Genomic DNA, 15,846 nt, shown 5'->3' on the forward strand with positions numbered 1-15,846 from the left:
GGTCAACGAGCAATGGGTTGTGCATCGCGCGTTATCGGAGAAACAAGCGGTTGATTACGTGGAGACCATCTGCATATGCGCGTTCGAGCGTCATGTGCTCAACGCCCTTTGGCTTACACATGATGACCTGCGACCGTCCGCTGCCTCTCTTGAGCCTTGCTGAGTCGAAGAACTGAAATCCATCTCCATCACTTAAAGCTGCTATTGCAGTATCTTCCAAGTCGCTCTGGAACCCGAGTACGATCTCGGTCATAACCGAATTACCTTCGCCCGTCGTGACTTCCACTTCTTCATTCAAGCGGCTACACAACACATCTCCAAGCATGGCCAAATATGTCTCCGGCACCCTTGAGTCTCCCGAAGGACGCGGTGTGGGCCAACGAGCGTTCTCAAGTTCGCTGCGAAAGTCTGCATAGTCCTCAAGCGGTGCTAGAAATTCCTCCATCTCCATACGCTTGAGGACGTCACTCGCTTTGGAGCCCGAGCAATCCCAATCGGTATGGCTCTGCAACGAAGCAAGCGAAGGCACCACTATGCGCTCCAAATCGTTCTTCTCCGCTCGCTTGCCGTCAATCTGCCAAAGTTTTCCAAACAAGGCGAATTGGTACCGCGCAAAATCGCTCATTAGATACTGTCCCAGGCGGGACAGCAGTTCAAGTTGCCTGGCTTCGTCACGCTTAGGCGTTGGCTTGATTGAGAAGATCAAATTGAATGTCGGATTGACCGCAAACACCTCAGCGGTGCGGTAGCAATACTGCATGCTGCGCGCCAAGATCAGCCGAGGCCCTTTGCACCGTGCACCGACAGAGTTCTCCTTCAGTTGCTCGATCGACAGATCTCGAAGATCTGGGTGCTCTTCAAAGACCGCCGACAGATCCGTTATGACCGAGCGCCTGTCATCTCGCAGTTTTGGATCAAGTTGTGCAGCAGCCGCTCTTGCCGCGCCCGGGATCTTCAATTCCGCAGCCGTGACCCCCCGCGCAAGCTCCAAACCCGCATCATCCAACAACCCACGAAGAGAAGTGACTTTTTCTCCGTGATATAGGCTGATGAGCCGCTGCTTAACCCTACGGTCGTATGGTTTGAGGACAAAAGCATCAAACACATTTTCCGGGTTGGCAAAAGCCATTGCGCTGGGCAAGCTATTCACGTCAGCGCGATCGACGGCGAGCATCCACATAGCGTCAGGATTGAAGGGCTGAGACCACAGCCGCGGCATGTAGAAATAGGTTCGCCCTACTGCCTTCGGTGGTCGATTGGTGGCAAACATCAGGGCTGCCGGATCCTCAGCGCCCGCGAAGAGGTAGCGCCGCCAACTAGACATGTTCACAACCAAATCGATGTCGGTCTCTCGTGCGAAGGCCGTAACGAAACGACCTGCGGCTGGCGCAGCAAAGGATTTAGCTGGCAGCACCAAAGCAAGCCTACCGTCGACTTTAAGGTACTTTTTTACGAGACTCCACGCCACATGCTGGGAGGCGTCGTGCCACTCAATCGCGTATCTCTCCACCTCACCGCTGTGCTCCGTGACATCGGCCAACTTCTTCCATGGCGGGTTGCCAACAGTGATGTCAAAACTGATTTCTGGGAAAAATCGTTTCTTAGAGAAGAAATCCGCCGCGACGATATTCGACCCAAGCATCGGTGGAAACACTTTCTCGGCGCTCACCTCGTTGATGTGAGACGCAAGATCTACGGGATCCAGGTAGTCCAAAAGATTCAAGTACAAACTGAACGCAGCTACCTGCGCCGCCGAGGACGACTTCTCCACCCCATAAATGCAACCTTTGAGTAGTTCGTGCAACCTCTGCAAGGATAGGTAGCGACGGCCGCGCTGCCTCCCCACCGCAAGCTCACTTTCAACAATGTGGCGGAATGCCGCGACCAAGAAGACCCCCGAACCACAAGTCGGATCCAGCACCTTTGTGTCTCTCTTGAACTTGCAGCTGTCTGCGACCCGATTCAAGATGAAATCCGCTAGGAATGGGCGCGTGTACACGACGCCGTCACGATTGGCGTCTTCGACGGACTCCGTCCGGAGGAACTTTTCGTATACAGCCGAGAGGGTCTCGATGCGAATGGCAGAAAGGTCGATCGAGAACAGCGCAGTCTGTCGATATTTGCCATCGTATTTCTCGCCTCTTCGGATGAAACCGATGGCCAGATCCAAGAGGGAAGGCGTGACTAGTGAACGTTCTTGCTCGCTGATCTGAAAAACTCCGCCGTTGAAGACTTCATCTATTCGGTCTTGCAGCGTCCAAAATCTTGACGACTGCTGTTCGAGAAGTCTTTCCCCCTCCGCTGCATCACATTCCCAACCCTCGACCTCAATGACCCTCTTGTCGGTGAGCAAGTAGGTGTAGATCAGTCTGCCAATGAGTCGATTGATCAGATCTGGCCGGATCCTCAGCCTCTCCGACTTGATGTTATCCGCAAGGTAATCATGCAGTCCTTCGAGACCGTCTAACAACGCTGCATCAACCCCAACCTTTCCTGATTTCGTAAAATCTCGCCACGTGATGGACGCATGCAGACGGTCGGGCGCAAGGTCCCGTAGCGAAGGCGCGAGACGGTCCCCGGTCGACCAAGGCAACGGCTCTCGTTGCACCGCGTCGTTCCAGCGAGCGTCGGTCAAAAAGTGGAAGCCGCTGCAGACGATCACTTCGTCGGGGCAGAGAATGACCAAGCACGGCACTTTGCCCTGACTCCAAACCCAGCGGTGGATGCGTCGGGCATCGTCTTCATCGTCTGCCTGCACAATGTAGACCAAGGGAGTGAAACGTCGCGAGCCATCCTGGCCCCAATGATCCTCCCAAGCGCCAAAGCACGCCTGCAACTTTGCTTGATCGTGCGCCGCCCAGAGCGCCTGCGCAACGCCAGTCACCTGGGAAAATTCCCTAGGTTCAATCAGGCCGCTGTCCCCGTCGTAACCGAGACATTCGCAGAAGTGTTTAACGGGGGTTCGCATGATCCCTGGAAGATACTATAAATAGGGTCCTCGTATAGCACAAATAGACCTCATTCGCATCAAAAATCGCGGTTTTACGACCTGGCCGCAAGGATTGTGGAGAAATTGGTTCTGGACGTATCACGTCAGTTTCACTCGCCCTTTGCGACGAATCTCAATTAGACATTCAAGCAACTCGCGCGAAACCACCCCGTCCGTTTGTGCACGTCCGATGGAATGCTGAGGTTTTGCTAGGCGTAGGCCATGCTGTGGGGCTGAGCGCGGTACGACCGCCCCGATAATGGGCCGTTCCGGGACGCGTCGCGCAACGCGGTGAACAAGGCAGGGACTTTGGAACCGATTCCAAATGGTGCGTTTCTCGCCCGGCAAAGCGCTTGCTTCAATCGAACGGTTGCGCAGAGGCGTTATCGTCGATGCCTCGTATTCAGCGGCCATCAGCCACTATGCGATGCAACGTTGCGCGGCATCCTCGTCTGCGTTTTTCGCGGCAGCCGAAACGCGTCTCGCGGACCACTCAATGCGAACTCGCACCAGTCGCCAAGCCGGCTCTTGCGTATCCAATGCGAGAAATGCTCACGTTCAGATGCGTAAAAGAATGCTCGCAGCGAGCACAATGGCGAGCGCGGCAGACCGGATATGCCTCCGAAGACCAGACACGACAATCGTCAAATCCTGCTTCATCGTAAAATTGGTCGATTGAGGTCGCCTCGTTGGTACACTCGGCTGACGCTTCAGCGGCCTCCTGAGTCAAGCCGCCCTTGGTTTGCATATGCCGTGTGAATTTGAGGGTATCGATCATGTTCTTCCCGTAGAGTTCGTGAACAACAGACGGGTGGTCACATGGACCAAGCTGCCGTGTCAGTGGGGCTGCTTTGTTGATGTGGCGGATCGTGTCGACGTGTGGCGTGGACGACGACGAGGGCTTTGTCCAGCGCAGTACGCTACAATTTTGTCCGGAAGGCGGTTGTCGCCGTGGATGTCGAGTTTTTCCGTCGCGCGCTAAAATCAGATTGGCAACAGAACCGGAGTGTTTCCGCAATTTGGGGGCATTTTTGGGGGCATGGCGGGATCGAAGAAACTACGAAAGCATTTTGTGGATTGGCTTTAGAGGAAATTTGCGAGTCCTGCAGCCGGCACCAATAAATTCAAAGGGCCACGTGATTTTCACGTGGCCCTTCGACGTTTTCGATGGTTCCCGCGCTGCCAATGTGCCGCTTCAGACGGCTCACTAACGCCCCCGGGTGCAGGTCGCCGCAGGGACGCCCGACGACGCCCAGTCGCGAGGATCAGCCCGGCGAAACAAATAACGCCACGCCAAAACAATCGCCGCACCCAAACCAGCGGATCAGCGCGACTGCCGCTTGTATCCTTCGCCGCCGATGCGTGCTCGGTCTACCGCCGCAATTCGGTTGCGCCCCTGGTCTTTGGCCTGATAGAGCTGCGCATCAGCCAGATTGATAAACGCGGTGATATCGATGTCTCCGGTCGGCACGACGGTCGCTACCCCGAAGCTTGCCGTCACTCGCTGACCGTGCGGGGAGCGCAGGTGAGCGATGGCTTCCTCCGCGATCAGCGCGCGGCAACGCTCCGCAACACGCACGGCGTCATCGGCATTCGTGTCGGCGAGCACGAATATGAATTCTTCCCCGCCAAACCTGCCCAGGAACGCATTCGGCCCAACTGCCTCTTCGAGCACGCGCGCAAGGCGCTTCAGACACTCGTCGCCTTGAAGATGACCGTAATAATCGTTGTACGATTTGAAGAAATCGATGTCGACCATCACGAGCGAAAGCGGGTTGCCCGATGCCGCCGCGCTCGCCCATTCGCGGGCAATGACCGTGTCGAACATGCGACGGTTGCCGACCCCGGTCAAACTGTCTGACAACGAGAGCCGCTCCAGTTCGCGCTGGAGTTCCGCGAGCCGAGCCTCGGTGCGCTTACGTTCACTGATGTCGAACATGAAGCCGATCAGCGCGTCAACGTCACCGTTCTCTTTGCGCACGACGTGGACAACGTCGCGAATCCACACATACCCGCCGTCCGCAGTCAGCGCGCGATAGTCCGCCTCATGATCGGCGCCCGCTTGCGACTGTGCGACGCAAAATTCCACAACCGCCTCCCGGTCCTCCGGATGCATCCGCGAGGCCCAGTCCTCGACCGTTCTCCACGTCGATGGCGCGTAGCCAAGCAGTTTCTCAATCTGCGGGCCGATATAGGTGAACTGCATTGTCGCCCAGTCGATCTTCCAAGGGATCGCTCGGGTTGACTCGAGCAACGTGCGATAAACCGCAGGGTTGTCCTCGCCGGGCTGGTGTTCGGACGATACCAGGCTGTCCTCGTGGCGCAGGAAGGCGGCTTGAAGCGAGCTGGGAGCTAAATCCTTTTCTTCGTGACTCATCGTGGTCTTCCAATACCCTGTAAATCCATTATCGGCAGGTGCGGCAGGGCCTTGAGCACAGCGCGACGATTGATCGCCTGCAGACCCGCAAGTCATCGGTTGCCAACAACCGCACGTTTCCAATTGTCGCCGAGGTCGAGGCAAACTGGGCTGCTGCCGATTCGGTGCGAGGTCGCCCCGAATTTGAGCTGCGTGCGGATATAGCGTCCAATCATGTAGTCGGGAAATTAGACATGAAGAAGCGAGGTCCGCCGCCGCAGACGGGCCTCCGCTACAGCTACCCCCTCACTTTCGGCGGCAGCCCCTTGCCCGGCGAGTAGAGGATAAGACTCGGGCTAATCAATTTGTCCGACGCGACCACGGCATGTGCCAAGGTGTCGAAATAGATGGCGTGCTCCGGATCGGCAACCGGGGACTTTTTGATTTCCCTTGCCAGTTCGTCCCACTCGAAGCCGAGGTATTTCCTGTGTTCGTAGAACCAGACGACGTGTCCTTCACGTGTCAGCGACTTCTGGATGTCGCGTCCGTCATCTCCTGCATCTGCACCGCCCTTTCCGTTGTCATTCTCTGAAGTACTCATCAAGGTCTCCTGTGAAGTGCGTGGGTTCAGCCGGTCTATCGGCCAAGCTCATCATCGCAGCAGTGTCGAGCCTTGCGTTTCAGTAACTTCCGAATAACTTCGCCGATGTGTTGACACTCGAAACGTATCGGCCACCGACAAAAACGCTCGCGACGTACGACGGGCTGAAAATACGGATGCGTCACTCCCTTGCGGCTTCCCGCTCCCGCCGCCGGTTTCCCGCTTCTCCGCGAAGCCGGATGTCGCGTTCGATTTGAACCCGCGCGGCGTAACCGGCGGGCAATACCGGTGTCACGCCAATCCTTCGGCTTTCAGACGCCGATACAGGGTGCGCTCGCTCAACCCCAGATGGGCCGCCAACGCCTTGCGCGTGCCCTGGAAATCGCGAACCACCGTGGCGAGATCGACCTCGCCGCCAGTCGTGAGCATCTCCGTCTGGCGGGTTGTGGCCACGTCAAGTGCGAGGTGCTCGGGCCTGATCACGCCGTCGTCGGCGAACAGACGCGCGCGCTCAAGCACGTTTCGCAACTCCCGGATGTTGCCTGGCCAGTCGTATCGAACGAGTTGCGCCATGGCCTCCGGCGACGTATGCAGTCGTTGATCGGGGTCTTTGCCGCCTCGTTGCAGCAGCGATTCCACAAGCAGGGGAATATCGTCGCGCCGCTCCCGTAACGCGGGCAGGTGAATGGGGAAAGCGCTGATCCGGTAATAGAGATCCTGACGAAACGCGCCTTCGACCACCATCGTTTGCAACGGCTTGTGGGTGGCGGCGACCAAACGGAAATCTGCCTGTTGCGTGTCGACAGAGCCGACCCGCCGGTAGGTGCCCGACTCGATCAGCCGCAACAGTTTGACCTGCATCCCCAGCGGTACGTCACCAATCTCGTCGAGGAAAATGGTGCCGCCTTTTGCCGTCTCGACGAGTCCAGCCTTGCGCGTATGCGCGCCGGTGAATGCCCCCTTCTCGTAGCCGAACAGTTCGCTCTCGAACAGGGTTTCGGTCAGCCCCGAGCAGTCGACCACCACAAACGGGCCGCGCGAGCGCTGGCTCGCCTCGTGCAACGCGCGCGCAAACAACTCCTTGCCGCTGCCCGACTCTCCCAACAGCAGCACCGGCAATTCCGCAGTAGCCACCCGCTGCAGTTCTCCGAGGGCGCGATTGAACGCGGCCGACTTGCCGACCAGCCCCTGACGACTGGCTTGCACCGACGCGTGTCGTACGGTTTGCAACCGTTCGACGAATCCAACCACTTGATGATGGCTGTCAACGATCGGCCGGAGTTCAACGTCGACATGCTCCGGACCCCGCGGCGTGTGGTGGATGTGGAGAACGCGATCCGGACCCTTGCTGATCAGCGCGCTTTGCATAGGGCAATGCTCGCCGGCCTGATCGCAGGGCACCGCGTAATGGTGCGACATCGCATAGCACTTGTGGCCGACGTAAGGCTTTCCTGCCGTCGCGAACTGGCGCTTGTAGGCCGTATTGGCCGCCAGGATCTCGTAATCGGTGTTCATCACGATCATGGGTGCGGATTCGTGATCGAGATAGGAAATCAGGGCCTGGACCTGAAAGGCCTGAAGAACGTCGGGAACGGGGTGCATAGCGGATGCTCGCGATAGTGGAACGGCAACGACTGCCAGTACTGCCATTTGGCAGTATGCCACTGCCAAATGGCACTGTCACGAGCGACAGAAATCGCTCAGTCTCATCCGAGATTTAAATTTTGATTATTCAAATCATTGAGTTAACGGAATTTCACGAGTTGGCACGAATTTTGATAGTTATCGGACATTCGACTGATTCATGAGGAGGAGATCATGGAGAACTTGTACATCGAGGGCAACTTCGACCCAGCGACCAGCACCATCAGCTATATCGTGCTGGATCGCGCCACAAACCACTGCGCATTGCTCGACACTGTGCTTGATTACGACCCGAAGTCCGGCCGGACCTCGACACACAACGCCGACCACCTTATCGAGCGGGTTCAGGCGCTAGGCGCGACGGTGCAATGGATTCTGGAGACCCACGCTCACGCCGACCATTTGTCGGCTGCGCCCTATCTCAAGCAGAAGCTGGGCGGACGTATCGGCATTGGCGAGCATATCCGCCAGGTGCAGGATGTGTTCGGCAAACTGTTCAATACGGGCAGCGAATTCGCGCACGACGGAAGTCAGTTCGATCACCTGTTCGCGCACGGCGAGCACTTCCAGATCGGTGATCTGAAAGCCCGCGTCATGCATACGCCGGGGCATACCCCCGCGTGCATCACGTACGTCGTCGAGGAAGGCGACCAGATCGCCGCCTTCGTGGGCGACACGCTCTTCATGCCCGACTACGGCACGGCGCGTTGCGATTTTCCCGGCGGCAATGCGCGCACGTTGTTCCACTCCATCAACGAGGTCCTCAGCCTGCCGGCGCATACGCGGCTCTATCTCTGTCACGACTATCAACCCAACGCCCGCAAGCTGGAATTCGTCACCACTGTCGCCGACGAACGCAAGCACAACGTTCACGTGCGTGACGGAATCAGCGAGGAAGAGTTCGTGGCCATGCGCACGACACGCGACGCGACGCTGGACATGCCGACGCTGCTGCTTCCGTCAGTCCAGGTCAACATGCGCGCGGGGCAGTTGCCGCCTGCGGAAGACAACGGCGTGCGCTACCTGAAGATTCCCCTTAACGCTGTCTGATCACGCGAGGTGCCATCATGAATATCAATGTGGGCGGTGTGGACCGTGGCCTGCGAATCGTCGCCGGCGCAGTGCTGATCTTGCTTGCGGCCACCGGAACCGTCGGGTGGTGGGGGTGGCTGGGGCTGATCGCTTTGATCACCGGGCTGGTCCGGTTCTGTCCGCTCTACTCGCTGTTCGGCATCAGCAGTTGCAAGACACGGGGTCTCTGACCCCATCGCTCGGACGGCACCGGCGCGGCTTTGCCCCCGAAATGCCGACGCCGAAGCGCCTATCGTCACCGAGGAGACACGCCATGAATATCAAGCAACTGACGGCGCAATTGTCCGTCTGCGCGCAGGTCTCGCCTGCCGACGTTCCGGACATTGCTGCCGCCGGCTTCAAGTCCATCATCTGCAACCGGCCGGACGGCGAAGCCGCCGACCAACCCAGCTTTCGCGAAGTGGAGCAGCAGGCTCAGGCGGCAGGGCTGGAAATCCGCTACTTGCCGGTGACACCCGGCAGGGTTTCCGACGAACAGGCCGCGCAGTTCGATCAACTGCTCGACGCGTTGCCCACGCCGATCCTTGCGTATTGCCGCAGTGGCATGCGAAGCACGACGCTATGGGGACTCGCGCGCGCCGATCGCCTGTCCACCGGCGAAATCCTCAAGCGCGCCGAAGCGTGCGGCTACGATCTGAGCGCGGTGGTGCGCCGGATCTCACAGACCGCTGCCACGCCGTTCGCTGTCGCCGATTCGACCCACCGGGTCGTCATCGTGGGCGGCGGTGCGGCCGGCATATCGGTGGCGTCGAGTCTGCTGGCCCGCCAGCCGGGACTCGACATCGCCATCATCGATCCCGCCGACGTGCATTACTACCAGCCTGGATGGACGCTGGTGGGCCGCGGGGTATTCAAGCCTGCACAAACCGCCAGGGTCATGGGGTCGCTGATTCCGCGCGGCGTGCGCTGGATCAAGTCGGCTGTCGCAGGCTTCGAACCGGAGCGCAACGCGGTCTTGCTCGACGGCTGCCGGGTCGTGAAGTATGAGCAGTTGATTGTGTGCCCGGGGTTGAAACTGAACTGGGAGGGTATCGAAGGGCTCACGGATACGCTGGGGCGCAACGGCGTGACGTCGAATTACCGCTACGATCTCGCGCCCTACACGTGGGAGTTGGTCGAGCGCTTCAAAGGCGGCAATGCGCTGTTCACCCAACCGCCGATGCCGATCAAATGCGCCGGCGCGCCTCAGAAAGCGATGTACCTCTCGTGCGACGCGTGGCGACGCGCCGGTGTGCTCGGCCAGTCTCACGTGAAGTTCTTCTCGGCCGGTAATGCGCTGTTCGGCGTGCCGGAATACGTACCGGCCCTCATGGAGTATGTGCAGGCTTATGCCATCGATCTCAATTTTGGCCACAACCTGACGGCCGTCGACGGCGTACGCAAGATCGCGACCTTCAGCGTGGCATCCGCCCAGGGCGACGCCGGGAAAATCGAAGTTCCGTTCGACATGATCCACGTGGTGCCGCCACAAACGGCGCCCGACTTCGTCAGCCGCAGTCCGCTGGCCGATCCCGCCGGGTGGATCGACGTCGATCAGGAGACGCTGCAGCACAAGCACTTCAGCAATATCTTCGGACTGGGAGACGCCAGTAATTCGCCCAACGCGAAAACTGCTGCGGCCGCGCGAAAGCAGGCGCCGGTGGTGGCGCACAACGTGCTCTTCAACCTTGGCCTCAAACGCGGGCAGGCACGCTACGACGGTTACGGATCGTGCCCGCTGACGGTGGAGCGCGGCAAGATCGTGCTGGCCGAGTTCAAGTACGGTGGAAAGCTCGCGCCCAGCTTTCCTTCCTGGCTGATCGACGGCACGCGCCCCTCGCGTCTGGCGTGGCTGCTCAAGGAGCGCATTCTGCCGCCGCTCTATTGGGAAGGCATGCTCAAAGGCCATGAGTGGATGGCACAGCCGGAAATGGTCGGCTGATGCGCGCTCGTTCCATGACAACCCATCGAGATCCTTTGCCATGACTGTCAGTCTGTTGCTGGGCGCCATCGTCGGCTGCATCATGGGCCTGACCGGCGCCGGCGGCGGTATCCTCGCGATTCCGCTGCTGGTGTTCGGCCGGCATCTGAGCGTGCCGGAGGCCGGTCCGATCGGCCTGCTGGCCGTGGGCATCGCGTCTGCCATGGGCGCATGGATGGGCGTGCGCGCCGGTATCGTCCGTTATCGCGCGGCAATGCTCATCTCCACCATTGGCATCGTGCTTACGCCGTTGGGTTCGTGGTTGGCGCATCACATGAATACCCGCTATCTGACGCTATTGTTCGCGGCAATCATGATTTGGGTGGCACTCAAAGGGTTATGGGAAGCCCGCCGCGGCAAGTCGCTGGCGCCGGTGCAGCCCGATTGCCCGTGTTTGCGTGACGAAAGCGGCCGCTTCGTCTGGACACCGCGCTGCGCCAGCCGGCTCGCGGTGATGGGCGGCGTGGCGGGAGTGCTCTCCGGTCTGCTCGGTGTGGGCGGCGGATTCGTCATGGTGCCGGCGTTACAACGCTTTACCGATCTGGCGATGCACTCGGTCATCGCGACCTCGCTGGCTGTGATCGCGCTGATCTCGCTGGTGAGCGTCGGTGCCAGCATCTATGGCGGCCATTTCGATCTTACGATCGGATTGCCGTTCTCGGCAGGTGCGGTGGCCGGCATGCTGGTCGGCGGCAGACTGCTGACTCGATGGCATCCCTCGCATCTCAAGCGGGCGTTTTCCGTGGTGTGCATGATTGTCTCGATCGGTCTGATCGCTAAGTCGATCTGAGCGTTGCCCTGACGTGTTCCGCGACGATCCGTCGGAGAGCCGCTTTTGGAATCCAGAAAACAGTGGTGCGTTCTGCACTGGCGGCCTCAGCGCGACGCGGCGAAGCCGATACGTTGAACGTGGCGGTAACCGGGAGCGTAGTGAGCCAGTCAACTGAACGTCGCACATCGGGTACCTCTGTATCGCCTCATTGCATTCAGGCCGCCTGCTCCGGCGGCTCACTCCGGTGCCAGTGCGGCGGCACGTCCAGCGGCTCTAGGGCGCTTGTCTCGTCCAGATGAAACACTGCATCGAACTGGCGGGCGTGGCTTCGGCCATAACTGCAATCAAGATCGCCGTAAGTACCGTGCCGATGGCATTGGTATGGTTAGCCGCAAGGACTCGCCTAAACGCATCGCGGCTGGTCCGGATTTAGCCAAGTAGATCACCAGTGGTTGAACTACATTCAGCTAGCCCGGCAGAAATTCTGCCGGGCAGGTCAATGCCTCCCGTTTTCCACAGAGATGGATTTTTGGGGGCATCACCTCACCACGCTCAATCCGGTCACCGCTTGCAGAATCGCCACACGCGCCTGACCGAGAATCTGCCCCTGCCATACGGGATCGTCGAAGCAGAACGCCTTTTGCACCGATTGACGAATTGCCGATGCCTGCGCGCCCGGCACGTCGGGATGCCGTCTGAGCCACGAATCGGCGCGCAGCATGTGCAGCATGTCGATGAGCGGCACCGTACCGTATTCGATGGCGATGGCCGTCACCTGCGCATCGGGTCGCGTGGTGCGCAGCGTGTCGAGCAATGGGCCGCCGACGTTCGAGGCCACTGTCGTGCCGTCGAGCGGACTCGCGAGGTCCGCGCCCCACCAGGCACGGGCGCGCGTCAGTTCTTCTGCGTCGAGTCCGCCCACACAGATCTTCTCGCCGTGGCCCGGTGGGCCGAGTCCGGTATGAAAATCGATCCACCCGATGGCGTTGCAGTGCTGCGCGTGCGTCTCGATCAACGTGCGCATCAGCCGCGTGCTCCATACCGGTTCGCGTCCGCCGTAGAACAATCCATCGGCAAATGCATACTGTCCTACGGTCAGTGCCCGCTGATACGCGGCTTCCCCGTGTATCGCAATGTAATCGGCGATCGCGCACACGTTGTCGTCGGATGGAGGCCAAGTCGCCGGTACGAGCAAGTCGTGCAGGTCGGCGTAGTCGGCGTTGATTGGCAGCGTCTGCGTAAAGTCTATGCTGTTGCGATTCAGATCGACGTTGTCTTCGTTCGTGCGCGATAGCCAGGAAAAGCCGTAAGGATTGATGGCGTGCACGATGAGAATGGCGACGCCCGCTGCTTCGAGACGGGCCTTCAGACCCGCATCGCCGAGCAGTGCGATCTGCGCCGCGCTGCCGCAGAAGCCTTCGACACCGTGCGTGCCCGAAGTGAGAATGAGCAAGCGTCGTGCATCGGGCGCGCCCAGGCGCACAACGTCCGTTGCCAATATCTCACCCTCGCATCCGATGCGATCGGGGATGACGTGGCTCTCGACCTCGACGCCGGCCCGCTTCGCCGCTGCGACGAAGCGCTCCCGCGCCTGAAAATAGCTGTCTGAAAACGGACTCGTGGTCATCTCGCGTTACTCCACCAGGAAGGCTTCGGCCAGACGCACCCAATAGGTCGAGCCGAGCGTGAGCACGTCGTCGTTGAAGTCGTAGCTTGTGTTGTGCAGCATGCACGGACCGAGGCCATGGCCGTGCGCACGGTGATTGCCGGTACCGTTGCCGATATACGCGTAGCAGCCAGGACGCTCCAGCAGAAGGAACGAGAAGTCTTCCGCCCCCATGGTCGGGTCGATCGGATCGACGACGTGATCGCGTCCCACGATCTCCTGCATGACGTTGACGGCGAACTGCGTCTCGGCGGCGGTGTTCACCGTCGGCGGATAATTGCGGAGAAACGAGAATTCGACGGTGCAGCCATACGCAGCGGCAGTGGATTCGCAGAACTCGCGCATGCGAGATTCCACCAGATCGAGCACCTCGATCGAGAAGGTGCGCACCGTGCCTGCGAGCGTGGCAGTGTTCGGAATGACGTTGATCGCCTCGCCCGCCTGCATTTGCGTGATCGAAAGTACGGCGGCATCGATCGGGCGCTTGTTGCGCGTCATGATGCTTTGCAGGCCGGTGCCGATCTGCATGGCGGTCAGCACCGGGTCGATACCGTCGTGCGGCATGGCCGCGTGGGCGCCCGTGCCTTTGACGACGATGCGAAACTCGTTGCTCGACGCCTGCGTGGCGCCCACGCGCGCGCCGAAACTGCCGGCGGCGAGTCCCGGCCAGTTGTGCAGGGCGAATACGGCGTCGACCGGAAACTTGTCGAACAAGCCGTCTTCAAGCATGGCCTTCGCGCCGCCGCCGCCCTCTTCTGCCGGCTGGAAGATGAAGACGATGGTGCCGTCGAAGGTGCGGTGCTTGGCGAGATGTTGAGCGGCGCCGAGCAGCATGGCGGTGTGCCCGTCGTGGCCGCAGGCGTGCATCTTGCCCGCGTATTTCGAGGCGTGCTCGAATGTGTTCAGTTCCTGGATGGGCAGCGCGTCCATGTCGGCGCGCAAGCCGATGACCTTCTTGCCGGTGCCGTTGCGCAGCACCCCGACGACACCCGTCTTGCCAAGGCCGCGTGTGACTTCGATGCCCCATGATTCGAGCAGTTTCGCCACGATGTCCGACGTGCGCGCCTCTTCGTAGCGCAGTTCGGGATGGGCGTGGATATCGCGCCGGATGGCTTGCAGTTCGGCCGAGCATTCGGCGATTTCGGGAATGATGGACATGCGAATCGTCTCTTGATGAACGCCCCGGATGACGCGCGCGTCACCGGTCGGGCCGGTGAGGCGCGCCATTGGACAGGGGCAGGTTGGGGAGGAGTGCGGCAGGCGCACCGGCGAAGCCAAACGCCGGGGCGCCAAGATAAGCGATGGATTACAGCAAGGGCTGGCGCGAGCGGTCCTTCAGCAACAGGATCGTGACGAGTCCTACGGCGGCACCGAACAGGCCGTAATACACGACGGCGAGCTTGTCGCCCGTCCAACCGATAAGCAGTGTGGCGATGGCGCCAGCGAAGCCGCCGAAGATCATCACCGCGAAGTTGTAGCCGATGGCCATCGATGTCGCACGCACACGTGACGGGAACAGTTCACACACGAAGGCACAGTACGAGCCTTGGAACAGGCCGAGCGAGAGCATCAGGCAACACTGCACGAAGATCAGCATCGGCAGGGTCGGCACGTGGCTCACGGCGAGGAACAGCGGATACGCGATGATCAGGCTGATCATCGCCGAGGCAGTCATCGGCTTCTTGCGGCCGATGACGTCCGAGATGCGACCGGAGGCGAACGTCCCCACGATATAGGCGACGGCTGCGCACAGTGATGCGATGACGCTGCTCTTGAAGGGGATGCCCAGCGACTTCGTCGCGTAGCTCGGCATGTAGTAGTAGAAGATGTACGTGCCGATGGTGCCGTACACGGTGAGGCCGAAGCCGGCCACTACCTGACGCCAGTGCACCGTGATCGATTCGAGGAATGGGGAGCGCTTTTCCGTCTGCTTGTGGTGAGCGTCCTTGAACACGGGCGATTCGTCCAGACGCGAGCGAACGTAGAGACCGACCGGCACGATTAGCAGACCGATCACGAATGGGATGCGCCAGCCGAAGGCATCGATCTGTTCGGGGGTCAGCGCCTGCGTGATGCCGACCGAGACGATGGCGCCCAGCAGCATGCTGCATGCCTGCGCGATCATCTGGAAGCTGCCGTACACGCCGCGGCGCTCGACCGGCGCATGCTCGACGAGGAAGGCGGTCGCGCTGCCCACTTCGCCGCCCGCAGAGAACCCTTGGAGGAAGCGACCAACGAGCATCAGCATCGGCGCGGCCATGCCGATCTGGGCGTAGGTGGGGGCGAAAGCGATGAACGCGACACCGAGCGCCATGACGGAAATCGTCACCAGCAGTGCGGCTTTTCGGCCGTGTTTGTCGGCGTAGGCGCCAAGGACGATGCCGCCCAGCGGACGCGTCAGAAAGCCGACGCCGAAGGTCGTCCATGCGGCGAGCAGCGCTGCGGTGGGGTTATCGCTGGGGAAGAACTGGCGGGCAATATTGGCGGCGAAGAATGTGAAGACGGTGAAGTCGAACCATTCGAGCGCGTTGCCGACGGTGGATACCGCGATAATCCTGACGTCGATGCGTTTTCTGGACCGCTCGGGAACCGCGGCATCTGTGGCGCTATCGCGCCCAACCGAAACTTCCATGGGGATACTCCTTTTCTGTGAAGTGTTTTCATGGCAAGTCGACCGCACTCGCTTTGCCCATTCTGCTTGTGCAAAAAAACCAATAAAAGCTAGAATTTGTAATCCGTCATCGCAACTTTTTTGATGAATCGACG

At 60.1% G+C, this 15,846-nt stretch carries 11 protein-coding genes; 4 read left to right on the top strand and 7 right to left on the bottom strand.

Annotated features, from left to right (window positions below; all coding sequences use genetic code 11):
• Positions 1-31: 31 nt before the first annotated feature.
• From PTE31013_RS15540 to PTE31013_RS15555, 4 genes are all read right to left on the bottom strand, one after another.
• Positions 32-2,968, bottom strand: a complete 2,937-nt coding sequence (locus tag PTE31013_RS15540; protein ID WP_150613675.1) for an HsdM family class I SAM-dependent methyltransferase — start codon at positions 2,966-2,968, stop codon at positions 32-34.
• A gap of 1,345 nt (positions 2,969-4,313) precedes the next feature.
• Positions 4,314-5,366: a sensor domain-containing diguanylate cyclase gene (locus PTE31013_RS15545; RefSeq protein WP_150613768.1), complete on the bottom strand. Its 1,053-nt coding sequence runs from the start codon at positions 5,364-5,366 to the stop codon at positions 4,314-4,316.
• A gap of 277 nt (positions 5,367-5,643) precedes the next feature.
• The gene (locus PTE31013_RS15550) at positions 5,644-5,946 is read right to left on the bottom strand and encodes a hypothetical protein (RefSeq protein ID WP_150613676.1); all 303 of its coding nucleotides are present in this window, start codon (positions 5,944-5,946) and stop codon (positions 5,644-5,646) included.
• A 291-nt stretch (positions 5,947-6,237) separates the two neighbouring features.
• Positions 6,238-7,548, bottom strand: coding sequence for a sigma-54 interaction domain-containing protein (locus tag PTE31013_RS15555; RefSeq protein WP_150613677.1), 1,311 nt, complete (start codon positions 7,546-7,548; stop codon positions 6,238-6,240).
• Positions 7,549-7,764: 216 nt separating this feature from the next.
• Here PTE31013_RS15555 and PTE31013_RS15560 point away from each other — a divergent pair, with 216 nt between their 5' ends.
• The 4 genes from PTE31013_RS15560 to PTE31013_RS15575 all read left to right on the top strand — a co-directional run bounded on the left by PTE31013_RS15560 (position 7,765) and on the right by PTE31013_RS15575 (position 11,432).
• A complete protein-coding gene (locus PTE31013_RS15560) occupies positions 7,765-8,640 on the top strand; it encodes an MBL fold metallo-hydrolase (RefSeq protein ID WP_150613678.1) in 876 nt (291 codons plus the stop codon).
• A gap of 17 nt (positions 8,641-8,657) precedes the next feature.
• A complete protein-coding gene (locus PTE31013_RS15565) occupies positions 8,658-8,852 on the top strand; it encodes a YgaP family membrane protein (RefSeq protein ID WP_130027368.1) in 195 nt (64 codons plus the stop codon).
• Between the two features lie 83 nt (positions 8,853-8,935).
• On the top strand, positions 8,936-10,603 hold the full coding sequence (locus PTE31013_RS15570) for a bifunctional protein tyrosine phosphatase family protein/NAD(P)/FAD-dependent oxidoreductase (RefSeq protein WP_150613679.1): 1,668 nt from the start codon (positions 8,936-8,938) through the stop codon (positions 10,601-10,603).
• Positions 10,604-10,643: 40 nt separating this feature from the next.
• Positions 10,644-11,432: a sulfite exporter TauE/SafE family protein gene (locus PTE31013_RS15575; protein ID WP_150613680.1), complete on the top strand. Its 789-nt coding sequence runs from the start codon at positions 10,644-10,646 to the stop codon at positions 11,430-11,432.
• 520 nt (positions 11,433-11,952) lie between these two features.
• Here PTE31013_RS15575 and PTE31013_RS15580 read toward each other — a convergent pair.
• The 3 genes from PTE31013_RS15580 to PTE31013_RS15590 form a co-directional block, all read right to left on the bottom strand.
• Positions 11,953-13,041 (bottom strand): M14 family metallopeptidase, encoded by a 1,089-nt coding sequence (locus PTE31013_RS15580; protein ID WP_150613681.1) that lies wholly within the window; start codon positions 13,039-13,041, stop codon positions 11,953-11,955.
• Between the two features lie 6 nt (positions 13,042-13,047).
• Complete coding sequence (locus PTE31013_RS15585; protein WP_150613682.1) at positions 13,048-14,238, bottom strand: M20 aminoacylase family protein; 1,191 nt, start codon at positions 14,236-14,238, stop codon at positions 13,048-13,050.
• Positions 14,239-14,386: 148 nt separating this feature from the next.
• A complete protein-coding gene (locus PTE31013_RS15590; RefSeq protein ID WP_150613683.1) occupies positions 14,387-15,712 on the bottom strand; it encodes an MFS transporter in 1,326 nt (441 codons plus the stop codon).
• Positions 15,713-15,846 lie beyond the last annotated feature (134 nt).

The sequence above is a fragment of the Pandoraea terrigena genome, assembly GCF_902459705.1.
GTDB lineage: Bacteria > Pseudomonadota > Gammaproteobacteria > Burkholderiales > Burkholderiaceae > Pandoraea > Pandoraea terrigena.